Below are 22,856 nucleotides of genomic sequence, written 5' to 3' on the forward strand. Positions count from 1 at the left end.
CGGCCCCACGCCCCACGGGGGAGTACCACCCGAAACACGCACCGCCACGAAGCAGCGCCGGAACCCGCCCCCGATCCTCAGGCATCAGAAGCGGGGGCGCCCATCCACCTCTCCGGCGACGGCGATCCCACGCTCCACCACACAACTGTCGAACCCACCCACCCGCGACAGGGAAGCGCGGAGGAGGCCCTCAATCCGATCTACTTGACATAATGTTCATTATCGAGCAACCAGCCACACGCCACGGCACAGCAAAAACACCCCGCATGAACAGTCACCCGCCGGGCAGATTTCCACCATGCCCAGCCTGACGTCCAGCCAGTTCCTCGCCGCCCCGCCGGCCCTGGCCGCCTCGACGGCCGGCCTCGTCGCACTCACGGCCGTCGTCGTCGCCGCCGTCATCTGGCTGATCATCTTGGCCGTCCGGTTCACCAAGAGCCCCCGCAACCGTCCGAACCCCAGCGTCGACCTGGTGGACCAGGCTAGGGAGCTCAAGGCGCTCGGCCAGATCCAGGAAGCCGTCTTCCTGGTACGCGGCGAGACCGGGATGAGCCAGCGTGCCGCCTCCCGCTTCGTGAACCGCCTCTAGCCGGACAAACTACTCATACCGAACAGAACGTGGATTCTGTGCGGTTTGGGTAGTTCGTCCGCAAAAGGGCTGGTCGTGCGGCTCCGGAGATCCCCGTGATTACGCACGGCGGTCGGACGGCTGCTCTATGCTGTCGGGGTGCGGGTGTGTGAATAGGGGGCGTGAAACCCCTCCGGCCTCGGCGGGGCCGCCTTGGTGCAGAGGGGTCGGCGGTCCCGGCGTGCGTCACGGCCGCGCGGTCCACGGTCCACTCCCCTCTTCCGATACCGGGCATGCGAGAGCCCGGGAATGGCGGCTTTGTCGTGAATACCCCGGACCCCCTCGGGTGTGCGTCCCTCCCCCATCTGCTCTATGTCGATCACCAGTTGCGCATCACGTGCTGCCCGATGCCGGGTCCGTCGATCATCCGGTTGGTGGGCGAGGTGGACGCGACGAACCAGGTGGCGCTGGCCGAGACGCTGGGCCGGGCGCGGCGGATCGACGAGTCGCTGGTGGTGGATGTGAGCGGGCTGGATTTTCTGGGGGTGGAGGGGGCGCGGTTGCTGGTGGTGTCGTGCCGGGCGGGGCGTACGCAGTTGGTGGGGACGCCGCCGCATGTGTTGCGGTTGTTGCGGGCGATGGGGTGGACGGGGGGTCAGGGGGTGTAGGGGTGGGTGGCGGTGACGGCGGTGACGGGGAGGGGGCCGTAGAGGTGGGGGTAGCCGTTCTCGGTGCGGATGTCGAGGCCGGTGGGGTCGATGTCGAGGACGAGGAGGGGTTGGGTGACGGCGGTGTAGTAGGTGTCGTGGACGGTGCGGAGTTGGGTGTGGTCGGCGCTGAGGTGGATGAAGCCGATGTCGTCGAGGGTGTGGCCGAGGGTGGAGATGCGGTACTCCCCTGCTTGCTGGGCGTGTTCCCAGTCGGTTTGCAGGGCGAGGTGGTGGAGGGTCATGGGGTCCATTCGGTTTCGAGCATGGCGTAGATGGTTTCGCTGGTCCATTCGCCTTTGACGATCTCATTGTCGACGAGGGTGGCTTCGTGGCGCATGCCGAGTTTTTCCAGGACGCGGGCTGAGGGTTTGTTGCGGGTGTCGAGGCGGCCGGTGATGCGGTGGAGGCCGAGTTGGGTGAAGCCGAGGTGGAGCAGGGGGCGGGTGGCTTCGGGGGCGTAGCCGTGGCCGTGGTGGTCGGGGTGCAGGACGTAGCCGATCTCGCCTTGGCGGTGTTGTGCGCTGGTCCAGATGAGCAGGGCGTTGCCGATGAGTTGGCCGGTGGTGCGCAGGGTGATGGCCAGGTCGAGGGCGTCGCCTTCGTGGTGGAGGGTGTGGCGGGTGATTTTTTTGTCGAGTGAGGTGCGGGTGGTGGGGCGGTCGCGGGGTTCCCAGTAGAGGTAGCGGGCGACGTCGGGGCGGGATTCGTAGGCGTGGAGGGCGTCGAGGTCGTCGGGGGTGAAGGGGCGTAGGTGGAGGCGGGGGGTGGTGAGGGGGTACGGGGGTGTGAGCACGGGGGCAGTGTAGGGAGGGGGTGGGGGGCGTTCAATCGGTTTTGGGTGGGGTTCAGTGGCTGCCGGCGAGGTTGAGGACGATGACGCCGCCGATGATGAGGAGGATGCCGCTGATCTTGGTGAGGGTGAGGGTTTCGCCCATGAGGGTGGCGCCGATGATGGCGATGGCGGCGGTGCCGGCGCCGGACCAGATGGCGTAGGCGGTGCCCATGTCGAGTTGGAGTTTGAGGGCGCGGGCGAGCAGGACGAATGAGGTGATGTAGCCGGTGGCGACGGCGATGGTCCAGCCGATGTGGGTCAGGCCGTTGCTGAGTTTGAGTGCGGTGGTGGCGAGGACTTCGGAGGCGATGGCGAGGGCGAGCAGGATCCAGGCCATGGGGTTCCTTCGGGGTGTGGGTGTTGTGGGTTCGGCTTGAAAAGGTAGTCGAATGCGTGTTCCACTGGTCGGGTGGGTTGGGATGCGCTGGCGCTTGTGGAGGCGGTCGATGAGCGGCCGCTGATCGAGCGGCGGGCGGTGGTGCGTGACGGTTTTTATGAGACGCAGGCCCGTACGGTGATCGAGCGGGTGCCTGGGAGTGCGGGCATCGTCGAGCGGTGGGCGGTTTCGCCTTATCGGGGTTGTGCGCATGCGTGTCTGGGGTGTGGGGCGCGGGCGGGTCATCGCAAGCTGGGGTTGGATGCGGGGGCTGATTTCGACTCGCGGATCGTGGTGCGGGCGAATGTGGTGGAGCGGTTGCGGTCGGAGTTGGGGCGGTGGGAGGGCGAGCCGCTGGCGGTGGGGGTGGCGGGTGATGGTTATCAGCCTGCTGAGGAGACGTATCGGTTGATGCCGGGGGTGGTGGCGGCGCTGGGGGCGGCGGGGGTGCCGTTCACGGTGTATACGCGCAGTGCGCTGGTGTTGCGGGATGCGCGGGTGCTGGCGCGGGCGGGTGCGCGGGTGGCGGTGTCGATCGCGTTCGTGGACGAGCGGATCAGGCGTGCGGTGGAGCCGGGTGCGGTGGGGGCGCAGGCGCGGTTGGAGTTGGTGTCGGCGCTGGTGGAGGCGGGGGTGGAGTGCCGGGTGCTGATGGCTCCGGTGTTGCCGTTGCTGAGTGATGCGGCTGATCAGTTGACGGCGACGGTGCGGCGGATCGCGGGTGCGGGGGCGGTGGCGGTGGAGCCGGTGGTGTTGCGGTTGCCGCCGGGGACGCGGCAGTGGTACATGCGGTGGTTGGCTGGGGCGCATCCGCATCTGGTGGAGCGTTATGAGGAGCTCTACGATCGGGCGGGGTTCCCCTCCCCCGGTTATGAGCAGCGCATCACGGGGCAGATTGCGCAGTTGTGCCGGGTTTATGGGATGCGGTGCGGTGCGCCGGAGCCGGTGGGTCGGGGGCCGTCGGCGGCCCAGTTGGCGCTGGTGTGAGAGCCGGGCTGGGGCGGGGTCGGTCCGGGTTCAGGGGCGTTGGCGGAGGATCATGCCGGGCCACTCCCCTACGGTGAAGGGCTGGTCGCGGGTGAATCCGCAGCTTTCGTAGTAGGCGATGAGGCGTTCGTCGTCGCCGGCGTAGCAGTCGACGCGGACGAGTCCCAGGCCGTGGTCGCGGGCTTCTTGCAGGGCCCATTGCAGGAGGTGTCGTCCGACGGATCGGCCGGCGTGGCGCTGGTCGATGACGAGGACCTGGACGTAGAGCTCGGGTTCGGTGGCGGGGGTGACGTAGGGCATGGCGTCGCCGACGACGATGCAGCCGGCTGGTTGGTCGTCGATCTCGGCGATGCGCATGCCGCCGGCGGCGAGCCAGTCGGCGGCTTGCCGGGTGCGTTTGGGGTCGCCGGTGAAGGGGCGGGTGCCCCATTGGCCGGTGCGGTTCTGGCTGACGAGCCATTGCACGGCGCTGTCGAACATGGTCAGGACGACGGCGTCGTCGCCGGGGCGGCCTTCGCGGATCTTCACCGACGACACTGTAAGGGGTGGTGGGTGGTTTGGATGCTGACGGGGGCGGTTGTCGTGGGGTGGCCGGGTTCGCGGTGTGGTTCCTCTCCCCCGTCTGTGACGTCGGCCGGCTGTCGTGCGATGGCGATCACTCCTTGCGTGGAGCGGGACGACGTGCCGTCCGTACGGCGACGTAGGGATGGACGCGTGTGACACAGTGGCGCCACGCGCGGCAGACCGATCCGCCCTGACCGTCACACGGAGGACGCCGTTGAGCACTCACCGTTGCATCCGCCCCGACGGCGCCCACGAGACGGCGCCATGGCGCTGCTTGGAGTGCGGCATGCTGTGGGAAGCGCTCAGCGCCACGCCGGTCACGCCTCGGCCGGTCGTGGAATCCGGGCGGAGGCGTACCGTCAACAGGCCCGTCGTTTTCTCGGTCATGGGGTTGATCGTGTGGGGCGGATTGGTCGCGGTGGGAACAGCCGTGACGCCTGCGGCCGCGGACATCGGCTTGGCCTCTGCGGTGGCCGTCGCTGTGGTGGTGGCGTTCTGGCAGAAGGTCCGGTCAAGGGACAAGTACTACCGATGTCCCGACTGCGGCATGCAGAGCACTCTCAGCGTTTGTGAAGATTGGGATCGCCATCGCCCATGGGCGCCGGGCGTGGAGCAGAGCAGTGAGGGTGGCGCTGGACCTTCGGCCTGAACGGGCCAGTTCCCGCCGCGGCCACTTTCAGGCAGCCTCCCCTGCCGATCCGGTCGTCGCTGGGGTGGTCATCGACATTTTCTTACGGTCGGGTACGAGATGGTGGGGGCTGTCCTTTTGCCGTCGCTGGTGGTGGCGTGAGCGGCCGAGGCCACGGTCGGCAGAATGGCGAGGATCGCCGCGCCGATCGCTGCGGTCTTGGTGACGAGTTTGGGCATGATGCCGCCTCCTGTGTTCGTGATCGTCGAGAGCCCCGTGGGTTGTGTCCCCAAGGGGTCTTCAGTGTCGGCGGGCCGTGGATTGTCTGGAAGCCGCTTTCGCCGGCTGGACAATCGGTGAGGTGGGGATCATGAAAGATGTGGCCGCTTGGCGGGGCGGTGCCGGGTGGGGAGGGTCTGCCCTAGTCTCGTCGGCGTGGGGAAGCCGGTGGGGAGCCCGGAGGCGGGTTCCGAAGACAACGCTACGTACCTGAGCGCCGTACTTGAGCGCATCACCTTCGCCAGTGAGGAGACGGGGTACACGATCGCGCGGGTGGCCACCGAGCGGTCGGGGGCGGAGTTGCTGACGGTGGTGGGGCCGTTGCTGGGGGCGCAGGTCGGGGAGTCGTTGCGGTTGCGGGGGCGGTGGACGTCGCATCCGCGGTACGGCAGGCAGTTCGAGGTGTGGTCCTACACCACGGTGTTGCCGGCCACGGTTCAGGGGATCCGGCGTTATCTGGGGTCGGGGCTGATCAAGGGGATCGGGCCGAAGATGGCCGAGCGGATCGTCGATCATTTCGGTACGGGGACGCTGGAGGTGATCGAGCAGGAGCCGCAGCGGCTGGTGGAGGTTCCGGGGCTGGGTCCCAAGCGGACGAAGATGATCGCGGCGGCGTGGGAGGAGCAGAAGATCATCAAGGAGGTGATGATCTTCTTGCAGGGGGTGGGGGTGTCCACCTCGATCGCGGTGCGGATCTTCAAGCAGTACGGGGAGTCGTCGATCTCGGTGGTGCGCGGGCAGCCGTACCGGCTGGCCGATGAGGTGTGGGGCATCGGGTTCAAGACGGCCGACACCATCGCCCAGGCGGTGGGGATCCCCCATGACAGTCCCGAGCGGGTCAAGGCGGGGTTGCGGTACACGTTGTCGCAGGCGGCCGACGACGGGCACTGCTATCTGCCGGCGCCGAACCTGGTGGCCGACGCGGTCAAGATCCTGGACGTGCCGGCCGAGCTGGCCACGCGGTGCATGGAGGAGCTGGCGGCCGAGGAGGGGGTGGTGCGCGAGCAGGTGCCCGCCGGGGACAACAGCGTGCCGGCGGTGTATCTGCCGCCCTTCCACCGGGCCGAGCTGTCGCTGGCCGGCGGGTTGTTGTCGTTGCTGAACAGCGGCCATGACCGGCTGCGGTCCTTCGCCGACGTCGACTGGGAGCGGGCCGAGTCGTGGCTGGCCGCCCAGACGGGCGCCGAGCTGGCGCCCGAGCAGCGTCAGGCGGTACGGCTGGCGCTGACGTGCAAGGTGGCGGTGCTGACGGGCGGGCCGGGGTGTGGCAAGAGTTTCACCGTGCGGTCGATCGTGACGCTGGCCAGGGCCAAGCGGGCCAAGGTGATCTTGGCCGCGCCGACCGGGCGGGCGGCCAAGAGGTTGTCGGAGCTGACCGGGCACGAGGCCACCACGGTCCACCGGTTGTTGCAGCTGCGGCCGGGCGGGGAGGCCACCTTCGACCGCGACAACCCGCTGGACGCCGATCTGGTGGTGGTGGACGAGGCCTCGATGCTGGACCTGCTGCTGGCCAACAAGCTGCTGAAGGCGGTGGCGCCGGGGACGCATCTGCTGCTGGTGGGCGACGTGGACCAGCTTCCCTCGGTGGGGGCCGGGGAGGTGCTGAAGGACCTGCTGGCCGCGGTGGACGTGCCGCGGGTGCGGCTGACGCAGATCTTCCGTCAGGCGCAGGAGTCGGGGGTGGTGACCAATGCCCACCGGGTCAACACCGGGCACCATCCGGTGCTGGCCGGCATGTCGGACTTCTTTCTGTTCCCGTGCGAGGAGCCGGAGGAGATCGCGGCGATGACGGTGGACGTCGTCGCGCGGCGCATCCCGGCCCGGTTCGGGCTGGACGCCCGGCGCGAGGTGCAGGTGCTGGCGCCGATGCACCGCGGCGCGGCCGGGGCCGGGGCGCTCAACATCGCGTTGCAGGAGGCGCTGACGCCGGCCCGCGAGGGCATGCCCGAGCGTCGTTACGGCGGGCGGGTGTTCCGGGTGGGCGACAAGGTCACCCAGCTGCGCAACAACTACGACAAGGGCGCGGCGGGGGTGTTCAACGGCACGGTGGGGATCGTCACCGGCATCCGTCCCGACGACCACAGCCTGACCGTGCGCACCGACGAGGACGAGGAGGTCGACTACGCCTTCGACGAGCTGGACGAGCTGGCCCACGCCTATGCCGTCTCCATCCACCGCAGCCAGGGCAGCGAGTATCCGGCGGTGGTGATCCCGCTGGCCACCAGCGCGTGGATGATGCTGCAGCGCAATCTGCTCTACACCGCGATCACGCGGGCCAAGAGGCTGGTGGTGATCGTGGGGTCGCGGCGGGCGCTGGCCCAGGCCGTACGGACCAAGGGCGCCGGACGGCGGCACACGAGCCTGACCCACCGCCTGGAGCGGCGCTGAGCGCCCGAGGGCGGCGAGGGGCGTTGATCGTCGCATTGACGCAGGTTGACCTGGGGTTGACAGCAATTAGTGATGCAAATGTGACCGAACTCTCCTAAATGCTTCTGCGTCATACATGCAGGAGCATTAAAGTCTTTGGGGTGGGTTTGCCGCCCTGGGGGAGAGGACAGTCTTGAACGTTGCGCCCGCATGGACGAAGTCTGCCGCCGGCCTCGCGCTGCTGGCGGTGGCGGCCCTGACGGCATCCTGCTCGAGCGGGAACGCCGCCTCGCGCGGGCCGGAAGCGCCCGACGCCACCACCGTGGCCACCCCGCAGGCGCCCACCGTCACCATCAGCCCCGCCGAAGGCAGCGCCAAGGTCAGCCCCGACAAGAAGGTCGTGGTCACCTCCGCCGGCGGCGCGCTGGAGGAGGTCACCGTCGACGGCGGCGGCCACACGGTCGAGGGCAGGTTCAACGCCGACAAGACCAAATGGGTCTCCCGGACGCCGCTGAAGCCCTCCACCAACTACAACGTCTCGGCCAAGGCCGGCACCACCGCCGCCACCAGCACCTTCACCACGGTCAAGCCCGAGCGGGAGCTGCAGGTCGCCGACGTCACCCCCAACGCCAAGGGCGAGACCCTCGGCGTCGGCGCCCCGATCATCGTTACCTTCAACCAGCCCGTCACCGGCAAGGCCGCCGTCGAGCGCGCCCTGGAGGTGGAGGCCGAGAAGCCCGTCACCGGCGCCTGGCGGTGGATCAACGACACCACCGTCATCTACCGCACCGCCAAGTACTGGCCCGCCCACCAGAAGGTCACCTTCAACGCCCGCATCACCGGCGTCAAGGCCGGCCAGGGCCTGTACGGCGTGAAGGACTACTCCGCCACCCTCAAGATCGGCGCCAAGGTCATCAGCAAGGTCAACACCAAGACCCACATGATGTACGTCTACAAGGACAACAAGCGCGTGCAGACCATGCGCATCAGCGCCGGCATGGCCACCACCCGCGAGTACACCACGACCTCCGGCGTCCACCTGACGATGGAACGCGGCAACCCGGTGCGCATGATCTCCCCCGGCCGCAAGAAGGGCGACCCCGGCTACTACGACGTGATGATCAACCACGCCGTGCGCATCTCCAACTCCGGCGAGTACGTCCACGCCAAGGACAACGTCTGGGCCCAGGGCGTGCGCAACGTCAGCCACGGCTGCATTAACTCCCGCCCCGACCAGGCCAAGTGGTTCTACGACAACTTCCAGCGCGGCGACGTCGTGGAGATCACCGGCACCAACCGCGAGCTGGAGTGGAACAACGGCTGGGGCTACTGGCAGCTTCCGTTCTCGCAGTGGAAGAAGGGCAGCGCCCTGCACGCCGAGTCCTGACCGCTCCCCCGCGCCCCCGCTCCCCCTCCTTTTCGCGGGCAGGCTTCCAGCCGCTCACCGCCGCCGGCAGGCGCGGCGGTGAGCGGCTTTTTGACGTCCCGGGCCGCTGCCGTGAACCGTCCTCGACGGGTCCGCGCGCTCGCCATCAGCGAAAACGCCTCGACGTGTACGAAGGGTTGCCATACGATTACCCACCGTGGGCATTCGTCAGGAACCCTCGAAGGAGAACACGTTGAAGAAGATCCTTCTCGTCCCCGCGATCACCGCCGGGTTCGTCCTCGCCTCGGCCGGCGCCGCGTACGCCTCCCAGTACGTCGCCTACGAAGGCCCCGGCTTCACCGGCCGCTCGGTCGTCCTGGACGCCTGCGGCGTGTCCAACATCCCCTACCACGGCTCCTACAAGTGGTACGGCGACGGCCAGAGCGGCCGCATGTACAACCAGCCCAACGCCTCCGGCGTGATGCACTTCGAACTGGCCTCCAACCGCAACGCCGAGCAGCGCACCCCCGTCGGTTGGAAGAGCATCTTCATCGTGTGCTGACCCGCCACCCCTGACCGGCCGTCCCCCGCGCACAGGGGGCGGCCGGTTTCGGCGTGCGCGCGTACGGGCGGCCGTGGGAGGCACACTTGCCAGTACGACCATCGGCACGCGCGGGGGGCGAGATGGGCAAGAGCGCGAGCGCCACCACGAGTTCCAGCGCGGCCACCAGCGCAGCCACCAGCGCAGCCACCAGCGCGAGCAAGACCAGCAGCAGCACCGCGAGCGCCACGGCGACCAGTACCCCGGGCGCGGGCGCGAGCACCGAGAGCATCGCCACCCGCGCCAGAAGCACCGCGAGCGCCACCGTCCACAGCGCTGGGGGCGCCGGCGCGAGGGCCACGGTCACGGTGCTGATGGCGCTCCTGCTGGTGGCGGTGGTGGCCGGTTGCGCGGTGTCCTCCCTGCCAGGTGAAGGCGGGCGGTCGCCTTCGGCCGGTGGCCAGGCGTCCTCGCCATCCTCCGCGGCGGCGCCCCCGCCGTGATCGTCCCAGGGGGCGACTCCCCCGTGGGCGCATGACCCGGCGCTGGGCCGGACTCCCGGAGAGGCCGGGCGGGGCGCGGCGAGCAGTGGATGTGCCGCCTCGGCCCGCCGGCTCGCCTCCGGCGCCCACCAGCTCACCATCGCCGGCCTGACCCGCCGCTACCTGCTGGCCGTCCCCGACGGGCCCGGCCCCCACCCCGTCCTGCTCAACCTGCACGGCCTCGGCTCCGACGCCGCCGAACAGGCCGCCTACAGCCGCCTGCCCCAGCTCGGCCCACGCCGCGGCTACATCGTCATCACCCCCCGATCGGCGCCCGGACGGCTGGCCTGGACCCTGCCGCACACCGCCGGCCCCGACGACACCGCCTACCTGGCAGCCCTGCTCGACGAGGTCGAACGCCACCAGTGCGCCCACCCCGGACGCGAGTTCGCCGCCGGCCTGTCCTACGGCGCCGGCCTGGCCGCCTCACTCGTGTGCGCCCTGGACGGACGCCTGAGCGGCGTGGCCGCCGTGGCCGGCCTCCCCATCGCCCAGCCCTGCGCCCACCCCGCCCCCACCACGATCGTCGCCTTCCACGGCACCGCCGACCGCCTGGTCCCCTACGACGGCGGCCACCCCGACCCCGGCGACGGCCGGCTGCGACACCTGGCCGCGCTCATCGTGCTGCCCCCGGTCGAGCAGACCATGGACGCCTGGGCCGCCGCCCAGCGCTGCTCCTCCCCCGCCACCAGCCATCCCCTGCGCCGCGTCCGGCTGCGCCTGTGGGCGTCCTGCCCGCGGGGAGCCACGCTGCGCCTGTACACGGTGGACGGCGGCGGCCACACCTGGCCCGGCCCCATCGAGGTGCGAGGGCTCGGCGACACCGCCCGCGACCTGGACGCCAGCCGGCTCATCCTCGACGCCTTCGACCGCGCCCCCACCCGCTGACCGGCCCCCGGGCGCGCGCCCGTACGGACAGAACCGGGCGCGCGGTCAGCGGAAGAGCAGCGGACGGGAAGCGGCGGGGTCAGAGGTTGTGGAAGCCGACCTCGGGGTTGTCCGGGGTGGGCCCGTCGAGCAGGGGCCGTCGCAAGTTCCTGAGGTGCTGGTCGAAGAAGGCGGCCACGTAGGCGCGGGTGAGCGCGAGACCGCGTTCGGCGGCGATGACGCCCGGAGCCGGCGGGCCGATCCTGCTCTGCGGGACGGCCAGGTCGGTGAAGCTGCTGTGCTGGGCCTGGGCGACGGTGAGCCAGCGCTTCCAGCCGCGCAGGGCCCGCCAGGTGCTGTCCCAGGTGTCGTCCTTGCCGGGGCTGTGGTCACTCCGGGTGCCCATCAGCAGGAACGGGCGGTCGCCCAGGCCGGTGGCGGGCAGGGCGGCGCTGATGGTGCCGTCGAGGTCGATCCCGGCCTTGATCCGCTGGTCGGCCGCCATGGTGGTGGAGGCGGCCTCGCCGCCGAGTGAGTGTCCGGCCATGCCGACGTGCTTGGGGTCGATCAGGTGGGCGCGTTTCCAGGCCGGGTGGCGGCCGGTCAGCCGGTCCAGGACGAAGGAGACGTCCTTCGCGCGGTTCCTGGCGATGACGGCCTTGCCGCCCTCGGGGGGTTTGGGCTGGTCGCACAGGGGTGCGCAGGTGAGCAGGCCGACGCCGGGGAAGACGGTCCCCGACGATTCGTAGGCGTGGTCGAGCGAGGCGACGACGTAGCCGCGGCTGGCCAGGTCCTCGGCCAGGGAGGTGAGGCTGGCCCGCGGCAGGCCCAGGCCGGGTGAGAGCACCACCAGCGGATGGCGTCCGTTCCTGGGGGGCGCGCCGGTGCGGGCGTGGGTGCGCATGTCGCTGACGATCTCGGCGGGCAGGTCGGCGCCGGGGGCCTTGCGCCGCAGCAGGGACACGGCCTCCTCCACCGTCATGAAGGGGGCCGGTGCGCCGGTGGCCGAACGGGCGGGGTAGTACATCGACGCCATCAGCCGGCGCGGGCCCGACTGCGGCACCCACGGGTCCTTACGGCTGGCGTCGACCAGGGACAGGACGTCGCGGCCGACCGGATCGGGGCCGGTGGGGCGCGGCAGCTCCAGCCGGGGGACGGCGGGAGAGACGGTGGCGGCGGGGTTGGAGGGGCCGGCCGAGGCGGTGGGCGTGACGGTGGGCGTGGCGCAGGCCGTTGCGGCCAGGGCCAGGCAGGCCACCAGCGGGACGACCGGCAGCGGGACGACCGGCAGGTGCCGGAACATCACGAAGTTCATCGGATTCCTTTCGAAAGCGGTCAGACGTCGCGGCGGTGCACGACGAGCACGGCCAGGACAGCAGCGGCCAGCGGCCAGGCCGCGAACACGGCCCACGAGCCGGCCACCGTGGGCAGGGCGGGATCGTCACGCAGCTGGGGCAGCCCCAGGCAGGTACGCCAGACGTAGAAGGGCACCAGGGCGTACAGGTCGTTGAGCCACTGGTGGACGGTCGGCCGGAAGAACGTCGGCACGATGACCAGCACCGCGCAGACGGACACGACGGCGGCCGCGGTGTGCCGCAGCAGCGCGCCGACCCCCACGCCGACCAGCCCGGACACCGGAGCCAGGAGCGCGTTGGCGGCCAGCACGCGCAGCACGCCGGGATCACCCGGCCAGACGGCGACGCCGCGGCCGGACAGGATCGCCTGGCTGACGCCGAAGGTGGCGGCCGAGACGAGCACGCCGGTGGCGAGCAGCACGCCGCCGACGACGGCGAGCTTGGCGGCCACGACGCGGTGACGGGCCGGGACGGCGGTCAGGGTGGTGCGGATGAGGCCGGTGGCGTACTCGCCGACGATCGTCAGCGCGCCCAGGCCGCCCGCCCCGATCATGAGCATGGTGGCCGACAGCCCGCTGAACGCCTCGTTCAAGGGGCTGAAGGTGGCCTTCTGCATCGGCGGGAAGCTCGGCCACTCGCGAAAGGTGTTCAGGCTGCTCTGGGCGGCGAAGGCGACGACGGCCAGCGTGCCGAGGCCGAGCAGCCAGCGGGTGGAGCGCAACGACCACAGTTTGATCCACTCGGCGGCCAGCAGGTCACGGAAGCGGGCGGCCGTCATCGCCGCTCACCTGCCAGAGCGGCGGCGTCGCGGCCGGCACGGTGGCCTGTGCGGTGGCCTGCGCGGTAGTCGGCGCGGTCGGCGGTCAGCTCCATGAACGCCTGCTCCAGCGAAGCGCGGCGCGGGGCCAGTTCCCGCAGCACGATGCGCCGCTCGAAGGCGAGCTCGCCGATGCGGGCGGCGCTCAGGCCGGTGACGGTCAGGGCGCCGTCGTCGTCCGGACGCACGCGGGCGCCTGCCCGAGCCAGCACGGCGGACAGTTCGGCGGGGTCGCCGCAGCGCACGGTCACCGACGCGCCCGTGCCGCGGGCGGCGAACTCGGCCACGCTCTCGTCGGCGATCAGCTCGCCCCGGCCGATGACGACGAGCCGGTCGGCGGTGTGCTCCATCTCGCTCATCAGGTGGCTGGAGACCAGCACGGTGCGCCCTTCCCGAGCCAGGCGGCGGAACAGGCCGCGCACCCAGCGCACGCCCTCGGGGTCCAGGCCGTTGACCGGCTCGTCGAACAGCAGCACCGGCGGGTCGCCCAGCAAGGCGGTGGCGATGCCGAGCCGCTGGCGCATGCCCAGGGAGAAACCGCCCACCCGGCGGCGGGCCACGCCCTCCAGCCCCACCTCCCGCAGCACCTCGCCCACCCGGCGGCGCGGCAGGCCGTTGCCGCGGGCCAGCGCCGACAGGTGCGCCGCCGCGGTGCGGCCGCCGTGCACGTCGCCGGCGTCCAGCAGCGCGCCGGCGTGGCGAAGGCCGGCGCGGTGACGGGCGAACGGGCGGCCGCCGATGGCGGCGGTGCCGCTGGTGGGCCTGTTCAGCCCGAGGATCATCCGCATCGTGGTGCTCTTGCCTGCGCCGTTCGGGCCGAGGAACCCGGTGACGCAGCCCGGCCGTACGGTGAAGGTCAGCGCGTTGACGGCCGTCACCCTGCCGTAGCGCTTGGTCAGTTGGTGGACTTCGATCACCCGGCCAACGGTGTCGCGGGCCGGGCGGGCGGCACATCTGGCCACAGGCCGGTTCCCGTACCTGCCGGGGTGGCCCGCGGGCATAGGCCCGCAGGCCGATGCCCGCGGCGGCGACCGGTGACTACGATCGACCGGGTGCGCGAACCAACCCCCAGGCCACCCTTGACGCAGCGGCTGCCGCACGGCGTGCGCACGGCGCTGTCGTGGTGCGCCGTGGCGGCCTGCCTGCCGCTGCTGTACGTCGTGACGCTGACCGACGGCGAGAGCCCGCTGCCGGTGGACGCGGCGCACCTCGGGTTCGCCGCCGCGACGGCCGTCCCGATGGTGTGGGCCCGGCGGCGGCCGTACGCGGTGCTGGCGGTGCTGCTGGCCGAACTGGCCGTGGTGGTGGCCTCGGCGCAGCCCGCCGAGCGGATCTGGCCGCTGCTGCCGGCGGCCGACCTGCTGGTCTGCCTCGTCACGGCCACCCGCAGCCGCCGCAGCGGCCTGATCGCGGCGGCCGCCACGCTGATCGTTCAGCAGGCGGCCTGGCACGGGACCCTGCTGGCCCAGGGGCTGCGCGTCGCCGCTCCGGGCTTCCTGGCGCTGTCGCTCCTGCTCGGCCTGGGCGTCGTGGTCGCCTGGACGGCGGGCACGACGCTCCGGCAACGACGCGAGTACGGCCAGGCGCTGCGTGCGCAGGCCGAGCTCCAGGCGGTCACGGCCGACCGGCTGCGCATCGCGCGCGAGCTGCACGACATGGTCGCCCACAGCATCGGCGTCATCGCCATCCAGGCCGGCGCGGGCGCCCGGGTGATCGACACCCGGCCGGAACAGGCCCGCCAGGCGCTCGGCGCGATCGAGGCCGCCGGCCGGCAGACCCTGCAAGGACTGCGGCACATGGTGGGCGCGCTCCGCGAGCCCCCGGCCGCCGGGGAACCGGAGCTGGGGTCGGGCGCAGGAACAGGGCTGGGGCCGGGGTCGCCGGTGGGGGTGCAGGTGGCACTGGCGGGGGCGGCAGGGGTGGCGGACCTCGATCGGCTCGCCGCGACGACCACGGCCGCCGGCCTCCACGTGGACGTACGCCGCCAAGGCACGCCACGCGAGCTGCCCCAGGCCGTCGACCGGTGCGCCTTCCGCATCGTGCAGGAGTCGCTGACCAACGTCGTCCGCCACGCCGGCGCCCGCCACTGCCGGGTCGTCCTCGACTACGCGCCCGGCGAGCTGCGTATCGACATCACCGACGACGGGCGCGCCACCACCGCCACCATCGCCGCGGTTTCGCCCGGCAGCGGGTACGGGATCGCCGGCATGCGCGAGCGGGCCGCCCTGCTCGACGGCCGCCTCAGCGCCGGGCCGCGCCCGCAGGGCGGCTTCCGCGTCACCGCCGCCCTCCCCCTGCCACCCTCCACCCCCGTGCGCGCAGGCGGCCCGAGCGCGCAGGTGGAGGCACGGTGACCGTCCGCGTCCTGCTCGCCGACGACCAGCCGCTGATCCGCGCCGGCCTGCGCATGGTCATCGACGGCACCGCCGACGTCGTCGTCGCCGGGGAGGCCGGGACGGGGGCCCAAGCCGTCCAGCTCACCCGCCGGCTGCGCCCCGACGTCGTCGTGATGGACATCCGCATGCCCGGCATGGACGGCATCGAGGCCACCCAGGCCATCACCGCCGAATCCCCCGCCACCCGCGTGATCATGCTCACCACGTTCGACGACGACGCCAACGTCCACGCCGCCCTGCGGGCCGGAGCCAGCGGGTTCCTGGTCAAGGACATGGCGCTGGAGGACATCCTGTCCGCCGTCCACGTGGTCGCGGCCGGGGACGCGCTGATCGCGCCCAGCGTCACCCGCCGCCTCATCGCCGAGTTCGCCGCCCGCCCCGACGCCCGCACGGTGCCGCGCGAGCTGCCGGGCGTCACCGCGCGGGAACGCGAGGTGCTGACCCTGGCCGGACGCGGCCTGTCCAACGCCGAGATCGCCGCCCGGCTGCACATCAGCCCCGGCACCGCCAAGGCCCACATCGCCAGCCTGCTCACCAAACTCGGCGCCCGCGACCGGGTCCAGCTCGTCATCGCCGCCTACGACGCCGGCGTGGTCGCTCCCCACCAGCACGACCTCTGACACGACCCATGACACGACCGGTGACAGGTGCGGCGAGGCGGCAGGTACGCACCTGGCGCCCGCCCGGCGCCGCTAGTCTTGTCGCCCATGAGTCAGGTGGGACAGGTGACGGCCCGCGCGCTGCTGCGCAGGCTGGCCGTCGAACAGGCCGAGTGCAGGGTGCCGTCGCTGACGGCGGCGATCGTCCGCGACGGGCGGACGGTGTGGTTCGGCGGCCGCGGCCGCGTCGGCGACGGCCCGCCGACCCCGGCCACCCAGTACCGGCTGGGATCGATCACCAAGTCGATCGTCGCCGTGGCCGTCATGCGGCTGCGCGACGAGGGCAGGATCGCGCTGACCGACCCGCTGGAGCGCCACCTGCCCGGCACCGCCGCCGGGCAGGCCACCATCGCCCAGCTGCTGTCGCACACCTCCGGCCTGACCGCCGAACCGCCGACCGACTGGTGGGAGCGCACCCCCGGCCTGGAACTGCCCGACCTGCTCAAGCGGGTGGGCCCCGACCAGGTCAGACACCGGCCCGGCCGCCTCTATCACTACTCCAACGTCGGGTTCGCGCTGCTGGGCGAACTGGTGGCCCGGCTGCGCGGCACCGGCTGGCAGCAGGCCGTGCGCCAGGAGGTGCTGGCGCCGCTGGAGATGAACGCCACCACCGCCCGCCCCCGCGCCCCGCACGCCACCGGCTACGCCGTCCACCCGTGGGCCGACACGGTGCTCACCGAGCCCGAGCACGACGCCGTGGCCATGGGCCCGGCCGGGCAGCTGTGGTCCACCCCGCACGACCTGGCCCGCTGGGCCGCCTTCGTCGGCGGCGACACCGGCGGCGTGCTGTCGGCCGACACCCTGGCCGAGATGCGCGAACCGGCCGGCGTCGCCGACGGCGACTCCTGGACCGCCGGCTACGGGCTCGGCCTGCAACTGGCCCGCGTCGGCGGACGCCGCCTGGCCGGGCACACCGGGTCCATGCCCGGCTTCCTGGCCACCGTGTGGGCCGACCCGGCCGAACGCGTCGGCGTGCTGTTCATGGCCAACACCACCAGCGGCATGACCGGCACCCTGCCCACCGACCTGCTCGACATCCTCGACCAGCACGAGCCGCGCCTGCCCGAGGAATGGCAGCCCGCCCCCGCCGACCCCGACCTGCTGGCGCTGACCGGGCTGTGGCACTGGGGGCCCAAGCCGTACGCGCTGCGGCTGCTGCCCGACCGCGGGCTGTCGCTGGCGCCCGTCGACGGCAGCGGGCGCGCCTCCCGGTTCGTGGCCCAGGACGACGGCACCTGGCTCGGGCTGGACGGCTACTATGCCGGCGAGACGCTGCGCGTGGCCGCCGACCACCTCGACCTCAACACGTTCATCTTCACCCGCGAGCCCTACGGCCCGGCCGCGCCGGTGCCGGGCGGGGTGACCGGCTGGCACGCCTGACCCCGCCACCCGCAGCCCTTTGAAGACCGGCCCGCGGCGTCAGCCCGGCGGGCCGGTCAGGGCCCTGGCCAACGTGGCGGCCGGGCCGGGCGGCAGCGTGCCGTGCACCAGCTCCACGCGGTGCACCAGGCGCGGCGCCGCCAGCGGCACCCCCCGCCCGGCCGAGGCCGGCAGCAGCGTCAGCCCGTGCCCGGCGGCCACCAGATTGAGCACGGTGTGCACGTCGTCGCCCTGGTAGACCAGCGCGGCGGCGAACCCGTCACCGGCCAGGTCACGCAGGCGCTGCAACGGGCACAGCGGCGTCTGCAGCCAGCGGGCGTCGATGAGGTCGGCCAGCCGCAACGCCCGGCGTCCCGCCAGCGGATGCCCCGGCGGCAACGCCACCACCAGGTCCTCCTCGCTGACGCCCACCGTGGTCATCGGGCCCGACTCCGGCAGGCGCAGCGGGTCGCTGGGCGCGGCGATGCCGTCGGCCAGCCCCAGGTCGGCCTCGCCCTCGGCCAGCAGCTCGGCCAGCCGGTCCCGGTCACAGGTGCGCACCTCCACCCGCAGCCGCGGCTGGGCGGCGCGCGCCTCGGCCAGCCGTCCGGCCAGCACGGCGTTGACCGCCAGCGGGGTCGCGGCCAGCCGCAGCCGGTGGGCCGGCTGGGCCGCCGCGCGCAGCACGTCGGCGCGCGCCGCCCGCAGGCGCAGCAGCAGCGGCCCCGCGTGCTCCAGCAGCCGCTCACCGGCCGGGGTCGGCGCCACCGGACGGCGGCCGAGCAGCGGCAGCCCCAGATCGGCCTCCAACGCCGCGACCTGCTGGGAGATCGCCGACTGGGTGTAGCCGAGCTCGTGGGCGGCGGCCGAGAAGGAACGCAGGCGGGCCACCGTCACGAACGTGCGCAACAGATTCGGGTCCATCAGCAATGCTTATAGCAGGTGCAGACATCATCGTTGGCGCTTAAGGGCGGGGGAAGGTCACGATGGGAGGCATGAGAATCGCCCTGGTCGCAGACCGTTCACCCGGCGTCCGGTCCCACGCCCGCGTCCCCCGCCTGATCGAGGCGCTGCGCGAACGCGACGGCATCGCCCTGGACCCCTACTGGATCCCCATCACCGAGACCGGCGACCTCGACGGCTTCGACGGCATCTGGATCATGCCCGGCAGCCCGTACGCCAGCGAGGCCGGCGCGGTCCAGGCCGTCCGCACCGCCCGCGAGCGGCGCATCCCGTTCCTGGGCACCTGCGGCGGCTTCCAGCACATGCTGCTGGAGTACGGCCGTAACGTGTGCGGGCTGGACGTCGCCCACGCGGAGAACACCCCCGGCGCCGGGGCGTTCCTGCTGGAGCCGCTGTCGTGCTCGCTGGCCGGGCACGAGGGGCTGGTACGCCTGACCCCCGGCTCGCGGATCGAGCAGATCATGGGGACCACGTCCGTCGTCGAGGCCTACAGCTGCTCCTACGGCCTCAACGACGCCTACCGCGAGACGCTGGCCGAGCACGGGCTCGTCTTCTCCGGCCACGCCGAGGACGGCATGGTGCGGGTGGCCGAGCTGCCCGGCCACCCGTTCTTCGTCGGCACGCTGTTCCAGCCGGAGCTGGCCGGGGACGGACGGCGTCCGCACCCGCTGATCGCCGCGTTCGCCGCCGCCGTGCAGCGCCACGCCCGGCCCGCCGCCGCGGCCCGCTGAAGGCCGGCGCGTACGGCGGGTCGGCGCGTACGGCGGGCGGGCGCTGGAGGTCAGCGGGTACCGGCCGGTGGTGAGAGCCGGCGCGTTCCTGCCGGTGGTGAAAGGCGGCGCGTACGGCGGGCCAGCAGCCCCAGGAGAGCGGCCATCACCAGGCCGAGCGCGGTGAGCGAGACCCGGTCGGCGGGCGTCTCGCCGTTGGCGAGCACACCGAAGGCGGTGTGCCCGACCAGCGCGCCGCCCGCCAGCGCCAGGCTGTGCCGGTCGCTCCAGCCGCCGCGCGCCGCCCACCGCCGTACGAGCAGCGCGGACGCCACGGCCAGCAGCGCCGCGGCCGCCATCGGCGCCGCCACCCAGCCGCCCTGGGTGAAGGCCGGATGCCGAGCCCCGCCGAAGGGGAACAGCAGCGCCAGATACCCGAACGCGACGACCCCGCCCCCCACCGCCACCAGCGCCGGAACAGGCACCCCTGCCGACTCCCCGGCCCGAGTGCCCGACGGCAGCGGACCCGACGGCAGCCCGCTCGACGGCAGCGGACCCGACGACGGCGCACCGGACGACGGCGCGCCCGACGACGGCGGGACGAGCCGCAACGCCGTGACGGCCAGCGCCGCCACCGCCAGCAGCAACCCCGCCTGGGCCGGCCACGGCGCCAGGTAGCCGGGGTCCATGAAGGCCGCCGTCCAGCGCAGCAGCAGCGCCCCCAGCACGAACACCACGCCCGCCGTCACCAGCCCGGCCCGTCCCAGGTAGGGGCGGTGGCGCAGCGCCGGGAACAGCAGGTCGGCCAGCAGGATCGGCAGCGCCACGCTGAACACCGCGTGGTAGGGGATGTTCAGCTCGGTGTAGGCGCTGTTGAGGCCCAGGACGCGCGGCGCCCACCCCGCCGCGCCGTACAGGGTGGGGCTGGTCAGCGCCTGCAGCGCCAGCCCCTCCTCCACGATCCCGTACGCCGCCCCCAGCAGCAGCACCGACCCCCACCCGCGACCGGCACGGCGTACCAGCTCGCGGATCAGGACGGTGCCCGCGCCGTAGATCGGCGTCCACACCAGCAGCAGCCACGCCTGGCGCAACGGCGGATTGCCCAGCGTGAGCTCGGCGACGACCGGCGTGAGCCCGGCCAGTACGAGCGCGGCCCACCGGCCGCGTGCCTGAAGGGAGACCATGCCCCCACGTTCCCGTCTTGCGCGGGGGCGGCGCTGCTGCCTTGCGGCCGGTACGTGGCCACCGCGGTCGTGCACCGGTGACGACTTTGGTTGCCACGGCCGGTGACCACGGTTGCCGCCCGGCACGACGCACGCGGGCTACGATCGGCCATGGTGTTCGGGGCGAACAGCCCGCAGACGGGCGACGAGAAACAGGCCGACCAGACCAGGCGCACCAGGCAGACATGGCAGACATGGCGGGCGCGGTGGGCGCGGTGGGCCGGCAGCTCCGGCGACGACCAAGACAGCGCGCAAGACCGCAGGCAAGACAGCGGCCAAAACGGCAGGCAAGACGGCGGGCGGTCGCGGCGGGAGCGGGCCGCGGTCGCCGGAGGGGTCGTGTTCGCCCTGGCCGGCACCGTCTCCGTGGCCTGGGGAGATCTCGCCCCCGGCACCCCCGGCTGGTACCTGTGGGCCGACGTCACGGGAGGCGCGGCGGCGTGCGCGGCGCTGTGGTGGTGCCGCCGCCGTCCGGTGGCCGCCGGGCTGGCCGCCGTCGTGCTGGCGATCCCGGCCGCCGCCGCGTCGGTCGCCGCCGGGATCGCGACGCTGGTCGTCGCGCTCTACCGGCGTCCGCCCGTGGCCGTGGCCGTCGGGGTGGCGTGGGTGGCCGCGTCGCTGGCCAGGTTCGCCCTGCGGCCGCCGGGGCTGGCGCCGTACCCGGTGTGGGCGCTGGTCGCGGTGCTGTTCGGCGGGGCCGTCACCGGCTGGGGCATCCTGGCCAGGACCCGCCGGCAACTGCTGGCCTCGCTGGCAGAACGCGCCCGCCGCGCCGAGGCCGACCAGCGGCAACGCGCCGAGGAGGCGCGCCGGGCCGAACGCCTGGACATCGCCCGCGAGATGCACGACGTCCTGGCCCACCGGCTGTCGCTGCTGGCCGTGCACGCCGGCGCGCTGCGCTTCAACGCCGCCGCCACGCCCGCCGAGGTCGCCGAGACGGCCGAGGTCATCCGGGCCAGCGCCCACCAGGCGCTGCAGGAGCTGCGCGGCGTCATCGGCGTGCTGCGCCGCCACCCCGGCGACCAGCCCGCCTCGGCCCCGCCGGCCGCGGAGGGGCCGCCGGGCGGGCTGGAGCCGCTGGTGACGGAGTCGCGGCAGGCCGGGATGCGCATCGACCTGCGCGAACACGGCATACGCTTCGCCGACCTGCCCGAGCCGACCCGGCGCACCGCCTACCGCGTCGTCCAGGAGGGCCTGACCAACGCCCGCAAGCACGCTCCCGGCAGGACCGTCACCGTCGAGGTGCGCGGCATGGCCGGCCGGGAGCTGACCGTCGAGGTGCGCAACCCGCCGCCCGCCGGGCCGCGGGCGGAACTGGCCGCCACCGGCGCCGGAGCGGGGCTGGCCGGCCTGGAGGAACGCGTCACCCTGGCCGGCGGCCGGCTGGACCGCGGACCGGCCGGCGACGGCGGTTTCCGGCTGGCCGCACGGCTACCATGGCCCCGTGGATGAGTCGCGGAGTGAGCCCGGCCCGATCCGGGTGCTGATCGTCGACGACGACGCGCTCGTCCGCACCGGGCTGACCCTGATGCTCAAGGGCGCCCCCGACCTGCGCGTGGTCGGAGCCGTGGCCGACGGCGGGCAGGTCCAGGCCGCGGTCGGCGAGCACTCCCCCGACGTGGTGCTGATGGACATCCGCATGGCCGGCCTCGACGGCATCGAGGCCACCCGGCGGCTGCGCGCCCGCCCCGGCGCCCCGCAGGTCATCATCCTGACCACCTTCGACGCCGACGAGCACGTGCTGCGGGCGCTGCGCGCCGGAGCCGGCGGGTTCCTGCTCAAGGACACCCCGCCCGAGGGCATCGTCGAGGCCATCAGGCGGGTGGCGGCCGGCGAGCCCAGCCTGTCGCCCAGCGTCACCCGCCGCCTGATCGCCCACTTGATGCCCGAGGAGGACGATCAGCGGCGCGCCGAGGCCCGCCGCGTGCTGTCGGCCCTCAGCGAACGTGAGCGCGAGGTGGCGCTCGCCGTCGGGCAGGGCAAGCCCAACGCGGTCATCGCCGGCGAGCTGCACATGAGCGTGGGCACCGTCAAGGGCTACATCTCGCGCATCCTGACCAAGGCGGGCCTGGACAACCGGGTGCAGCTGGCCCTGGTCGTCCACGACGCCACCTAGCGGGCCGGCGCCTCCAGCAGCCGCGCCAGCCTGCGCAGCGAATGGCGGGCCAGGGCCGTCACGACCGGGCGTCCCGCCGGCCACAACGCCCGGCCCGCCGCGCCCAGCGGCAGCAGCAGCTCCTCGGCCCAGATCACCCGGCTGCCGCCCCGCCACGGCCGCACCCGGATCGCGCCCCGCCCGCGCACCAGCCGCCCGGTGTGCTCCATCAGCACGTACGACGGCGGCTCGAAGGCCACGATCGTCATCGTGTCCAGGAACCCCACCGGCCGCACCCCGGTGTAGGCCTCCACGTGGCGCTCGCCCACCTGCCGCGCCGACGTCATGAAGGGGGGCAGACCAAGTACGAGAGAAAGGGGCAGTGACGCCTATGACCTGTGACGTTGCCCGTTCGATTTCGGCGTACGCGGTTTGACCGGGAGGCCCGCTGCTACAGGTACTGGCCCGCCTCAGCACTGTCTGTCTTCGACACACGCGCCGACACCACGTTGGCGAGGTTGATGACTATGCCGTTCACGTCGGCTTCGCGATCATAGCTCGCTCGCATCAACACCAGGCTGCGCCGCTCGTCCACAGCACGAGCGATCGCCGTCACCGCCTCCGGCTCTCCGTCGAAGTCCCCGCTGATCAC

The 22,856-nt window shown here is 72.7% G+C and carries 26 protein-coding genes; 13 read left to right on the plus strand and 13 right to left on the minus strand.

All coding sequences use genetic code 11. The features are described from left to right. Positions 1 to 298: 298 nt before the first annotated feature. Both ACIBST_RS22535 and ACIBST_RS22540 read left to right on the plus strand, forming a co-directional pair. Positions 299 to 589 carry a hypothetical protein gene (locus ACIBST_RS22535; RefSeq protein WP_397174205.1) on the plus strand — a complete coding sequence of 97 codons (291 nt, stop codon included), beginning with the start codon at positions 299 to 301 and terminating at the stop codon, positions 587 to 589. 272 nt (positions 590 to 861) lie between these two features. After that, positions 862 to 1,236 carry an STAS domain-containing protein gene (locus ACIBST_RS22540; RefSeq protein ID WP_397174206.1) on the plus strand — a complete coding sequence of 125 codons (375 nt, stop codon included), beginning with the start codon at positions 862 to 864 and terminating at the stop codon, positions 1,234 to 1,236. On the opposite strand, the gene ACIBST_RS22545 is transcribed toward ACIBST_RS22540, so the two are convergent. From ACIBST_RS22545 to ACIBST_RS22555, 3 genes are read right to left on the minus strand one after another with little or no spacing between them, the layout of a single operon-like run. Further along, positions 1,224 to 1,520, minus strand: a complete 297-nt coding sequence (locus ACIBST_RS22545; RefSeq protein WP_397174208.1) for a DUF952 domain-containing protein — start codon at positions 1,518 to 1,520, stop codon at positions 1,224 to 1,226. The genes ACIBST_RS22540 and ACIBST_RS22545 overlap by 13 nt on opposite strands. After that, positions 1,517 to 2,071 (minus strand): GNAT family N-acetyltransferase, encoded by a 555-nt coding sequence (locus ACIBST_RS22550; RefSeq protein ID WP_397174210.1) that lies wholly within the window; start codon positions 2,069 to 2,071, stop codon positions 1,517 to 1,519. Before ACIBST_RS22550 ends, ACIBST_RS22545 begins: the two co-directional genes overlap by 4 nt. Before the next feature lie 52 nt (positions 2,072 to 2,123). Continuing rightward, positions 2,124 to 2,447 (minus strand): DMT family transporter, encoded by a 324-nt coding sequence (locus tag ACIBST_RS22555; RefSeq protein ID WP_397174212.1) that lies wholly within the window; start codon positions 2,445 to 2,447, stop codon positions 2,124 to 2,126. 96 nt (positions 2,448 to 2,543) lie between these two features. Between ACIBST_RS22555 and ACIBST_RS22560 the strand changes: the two genes are divergently transcribed. Next, positions 2,544 to 3,473, plus strand: a complete 930-nt coding sequence (locus tag ACIBST_RS22560; RefSeq protein WP_397174214.1) for a radical SAM protein — start codon at positions 2,544 to 2,546, stop codon at positions 3,471 to 3,473. 30 nt (positions 3,474 to 3,503) lie between these two features. Here the strand turns inward: ACIBST_RS22560 and ACIBST_RS22565 are convergent, their stop codons facing one another. After that, complete coding sequence (locus ACIBST_RS22565; protein WP_397174215.1) at positions 3,504 to 4,001, minus strand: GNAT family N-acetyltransferase; 498 nt, start codon at positions 3,999 to 4,001, stop codon at positions 3,504 to 3,506. 753 nt (positions 4,002 to 4,754) lie between these two features. Continuing rightward, positions 4,755 to 4,904, minus strand: a complete 150-nt coding sequence (locus ACIBST_RS22570; protein WP_397174217.1) for a hypothetical protein — start codon at positions 4,902 to 4,904, stop codon at positions 4,755 to 4,757. Between the two features lie 196 nt (positions 4,905 to 5,100). Between ACIBST_RS22570 and ACIBST_RS22575 the strand changes: the two genes are divergently transcribed. From ACIBST_RS22575 to ACIBST_RS22585, 3 genes are all read left to right on the plus strand, one after another. Next, positions 5,101 to 7,332: an ATP-dependent RecD-like DNA helicase gene (locus ACIBST_RS22575; protein ID WP_397174219.1), complete on the plus strand. Its 2,232-nt coding sequence runs from the start codon at positions 5,101 to 5,103 to the stop codon at positions 7,330 to 7,332. A 172-nt stretch (positions 7,333 to 7,504) separates the two neighbouring features. Beyond that, complete coding sequence (locus tag ACIBST_RS22580) at positions 7,505 to 8,698, plus strand: Ig-like domain-containing protein (RefSeq protein WP_397174220.1); 1,194 nt, start codon at positions 7,505 to 7,507, stop codon at positions 8,696 to 8,698. A gap of 232 nt (positions 8,699 to 8,930) precedes the next feature. Next, entirely contained in the window at positions 8,931 to 9,239 is a 309-nt protein-coding gene (locus tag ACIBST_RS22585) for a MiAMP1 family antimicrobial peptide (protein WP_352329610.1), read from the plus strand. Here ACIBST_RS22585 and ACIBST_RS22590 read toward each other — a convergent pair. Next, entirely contained in the window at positions 9,226 to 9,585 is a 360-nt protein-coding gene (locus tag ACIBST_RS22590; RefSeq protein ID WP_397174222.1) for a hypothetical protein, read from the minus strand. The genes ACIBST_RS22585 and ACIBST_RS22590 overlap by 14 nt on opposite strands. Before the next feature lie 607 nt (positions 9,586 to 10,192). Between ACIBST_RS22590 and ACIBST_RS22595 the strand changes: the two genes are divergently transcribed. Further along, the gene (locus ACIBST_RS22595) at positions 10,193 to 10,648 is read left to right on the plus strand and encodes a hypothetical protein (protein WP_397174224.1); all 456 of its coding nucleotides are present in this window, start codon (positions 10,193 to 10,195) and stop codon (positions 10,646 to 10,648) included. Between the two features lie 79 nt (positions 10,649 to 10,727). On the opposite strand, the gene ACIBST_RS22600 is transcribed toward ACIBST_RS22595, so the two are convergent. From ACIBST_RS22600 to ACIBST_RS22610, 3 genes are read right to left on the minus strand one after another with little or no spacing between them, the layout of a single operon-like run. Continuing rightward, positions 10,728 to 11,942: an alpha/beta hydrolase family protein gene (locus ACIBST_RS22600; RefSeq protein WP_397174226.1), complete on the minus strand. Its 1,215-nt coding sequence runs from the start codon at positions 11,940 to 11,942 to the stop codon at positions 10,728 to 10,730. Positions 11,943 to 11,962: 20 nt separating this feature from the next. Further along, positions 11,963 to 12,760, minus strand: a complete 798-nt coding sequence (locus ACIBST_RS22605; RefSeq protein WP_397174228.1) for a hypothetical protein — start codon at positions 12,758 to 12,760, stop codon at positions 11,963 to 11,965. Further along, positions 12,757 to 13,716 carry an ABC transporter ATP-binding protein gene (locus ACIBST_RS22610; RefSeq protein WP_397174229.1) on the minus strand — a complete coding sequence of 320 codons (960 nt, stop codon included), beginning with the start codon at positions 13,714 to 13,716 and terminating at the stop codon, positions 12,757 to 12,759. Before ACIBST_RS22610 ends, ACIBST_RS22605 begins: the two co-directional genes overlap by 4 nt. Positions 13,717 to 13,851: 135 nt before the next feature. Between ACIBST_RS22610 and ACIBST_RS22615 the strand changes: the two genes are divergently transcribed. The 3 genes from ACIBST_RS22615 to ACIBST_RS22625 all read left to right on the plus strand — a co-directional run bounded on the left by ACIBST_RS22615 (position 13,852) and on the right by ACIBST_RS22625 (position 17,234). After that, the gene (locus ACIBST_RS22615; protein ID WP_397174231.1) at positions 13,852 to 15,153 is read left to right on the plus strand and encodes a sensor histidine kinase; all 1,302 of its coding nucleotides are present in this window, start codon (positions 13,852 to 13,854) and stop codon (positions 15,151 to 15,153) included. Next, positions 15,150 to 15,815 (plus strand): response regulator, encoded by a 666-nt coding sequence (locus ACIBST_RS22620; protein WP_397174233.1) that lies wholly within the window; start codon positions 15,150 to 15,152, stop codon positions 15,813 to 15,815. Before ACIBST_RS22615 ends, ACIBST_RS22620 begins: the two co-directional genes overlap by 4 nt. Positions 15,816 to 15,902: 87 nt before the next feature. Further along, entirely contained in the window at positions 15,903 to 17,234 is a 1,332-nt protein-coding gene (locus tag ACIBST_RS22625; RefSeq protein WP_397174235.1) for a serine hydrolase domain-containing protein, read from the plus strand. A gap of 39 nt (positions 17,235 to 17,273) precedes the next feature. Here the strand turns inward: ACIBST_RS22625 and ACIBST_RS22630 are convergent, their stop codons facing one another. After that, positions 17,274 to 18,137 (minus strand): LysR family transcriptional regulator, encoded by an 864-nt coding sequence (locus ACIBST_RS22630; protein ID WP_397174237.1) that lies wholly within the window; start codon positions 18,135 to 18,137, stop codon positions 17,274 to 17,276. Positions 18,138 to 18,208: 71 nt separating this feature from the next. Here ACIBST_RS22630 and ACIBST_RS22635 point away from each other — a divergent pair, with 71 nt between their 5' ends. Continuing rightward, on the plus strand, positions 18,209 to 18,907 hold the full coding sequence (locus ACIBST_RS22635; protein ID WP_397174239.1) for a gamma-glutamyl-gamma-aminobutyrate hydrolase family protein: 699 nt from the start codon (positions 18,209 to 18,211) through the stop codon (positions 18,905 to 18,907). Positions 18,908 to 18,957: 50 nt separating this feature from the next. Here ACIBST_RS22635 and ACIBST_RS22640 read toward each other — a convergent pair whose 3' ends face one another. After that, positions 18,958 to 20,070, minus strand: a complete 1,113-nt coding sequence (locus tag ACIBST_RS22640; RefSeq protein ID WP_397174241.1) for a hypothetical protein — start codon at positions 20,068 to 20,070, stop codon at positions 18,958 to 18,960. A gap of 378 nt (positions 20,071 to 20,448) precedes the next feature. Between ACIBST_RS22640 and ACIBST_RS22645 the strand changes: the two genes are divergently transcribed. Both ACIBST_RS22645 and ACIBST_RS22650 read left to right on the plus strand, forming a co-directional pair. Further along, positions 20,449 to 21,561, plus strand: a complete 1,113-nt coding sequence (locus ACIBST_RS22645) for a sensor histidine kinase (protein WP_397174243.1) — start codon at positions 20,449 to 20,451, stop codon at positions 21,559 to 21,561. Then, a complete protein-coding gene (locus ACIBST_RS22650) occupies positions 21,554 to 22,225 on the plus strand; it encodes a response regulator (RefSeq protein WP_397174245.1) in 672 nt (223 codons plus the stop codon). The genes ACIBST_RS22645 and ACIBST_RS22650 overlap by 8 nt, the downstream gene beginning before the upstream one ends. Here ACIBST_RS22650 and ACIBST_RS22655 read toward each other — a convergent pair. Together ACIBST_RS22655 and ACIBST_RS22660 are read right to left on the minus strand one after the other, a co-directional pair. After that, positions 22,222 to 22,551, minus strand: a complete 330-nt coding sequence (locus ACIBST_RS22655; protein WP_397174246.1) for an SRPBCC family protein — start codon at positions 22,549 to 22,551, stop codon at positions 22,222 to 22,224. The genes ACIBST_RS22650 and ACIBST_RS22655 overlap by 4 nt on opposite strands. A 104-nt stretch (positions 22,552 to 22,655) precedes the next feature. Further along, positions 22,656 to 22,856, minus strand: a 201-nt coding sequence (locus ACIBST_RS22660; protein WP_397174248.1) for a hypothetical protein, incomplete at its 5' end; no start/stop codon positions are given.

The sequence above is a fragment of the Nonomuraea sp. NPDC049684 genome, assembly GCF_044465345.1.
In the GTDB taxonomy this organism is placed as follows: domain Bacteria; phylum Actinomycetota; class Actinomycetes; order Streptosporangiales; family Streptosporangiaceae; genus Nonomuraea.

Excerpts from the sequence above, each read along its gene's own strand:
- ACIBST_RS22535 (WP_397174205.1), top strand. The coding sequence starts at position 299 with ATGCCCAGCCTGACGTCCAGCCAGTTCCTCGCCGCCCCGCCGGCCCTG.
- ACIBST_RS22540 (WP_397174206.1), top strand. The coding sequence starts at position 862 with ATGCGAGAGCCCGGGAATGGCGGCTTTGTCGTGAATACCCCGGACCCC.
- ACIBST_RS22545 (WP_397174208.1), bottom strand. The coding sequence starts at position 1,520 with ATGACCCTCCACCACCTCGCCCTGCAAACCGACTGGGAACACGCCCAG.
- ACIBST_RS22555 (WP_397174212.1), bottom strand. The coding sequence starts at position 2,447 with ATGGCCTGGATCCTGCTCGCCCTCGCCATCGCCTCCGAAGTCCTCGCC.
- ACIBST_RS22570 (WP_397174217.1), bottom strand. The coding sequence starts at position 4,904 with ATGCCCAAACTCGTCACCAAGACCGCAGCGATCGGCGCGGCGATCCTC.
- ACIBST_RS22600 (WP_397174226.1), bottom strand. The coding sequence starts at position 11,942 with ATGAACTTCGTGATGTTCCGGCACCTGCCGGTCGTCCCGCTGCCGGTC.
- ACIBST_RS22605 (WP_397174228.1), bottom strand. The coding sequence starts at position 12,760 with ATGACGGCCGCCCGCTTCCGTGACCTGCTGGCCGCCGAGTGGATCAAA.
- ACIBST_RS22625 (WP_397174235.1), top strand. The coding sequence starts at position 15,903 with ATGAGTCAGGTGGGACAGGTGACGGCCCGCGCGCTGCTGCGCAGGCTG.
- ACIBST_RS22630 (WP_397174237.1), bottom strand. The coding sequence starts at position 18,137 with ATGGACCCGAATCTGTTGCGCACGTTCGTGACGGTGGCCCGCCTGCGT.
- ACIBST_RS22635 (WP_397174239.1), top strand. The coding sequence starts at position 18,209 with ATGAGAATCGCCCTGGTCGCAGACCGTTCACCCGGCGTCCGGTCCCAC.
- ACIBST_RS22640 (WP_397174241.1), bottom strand. The coding sequence starts at position 20,070 with ATGGTCTCCCTTCAGGCACGCGGCCGGTGGGCCGCGCTCGTACTGGCC.
- ACIBST_RS22655 (WP_397174246.1), bottom strand. The coding sequence starts at position 22,551 with ATGACGTCGGCGCGGCAGGTGGGCGAGCGCCACGTGGAGGCCTACACC.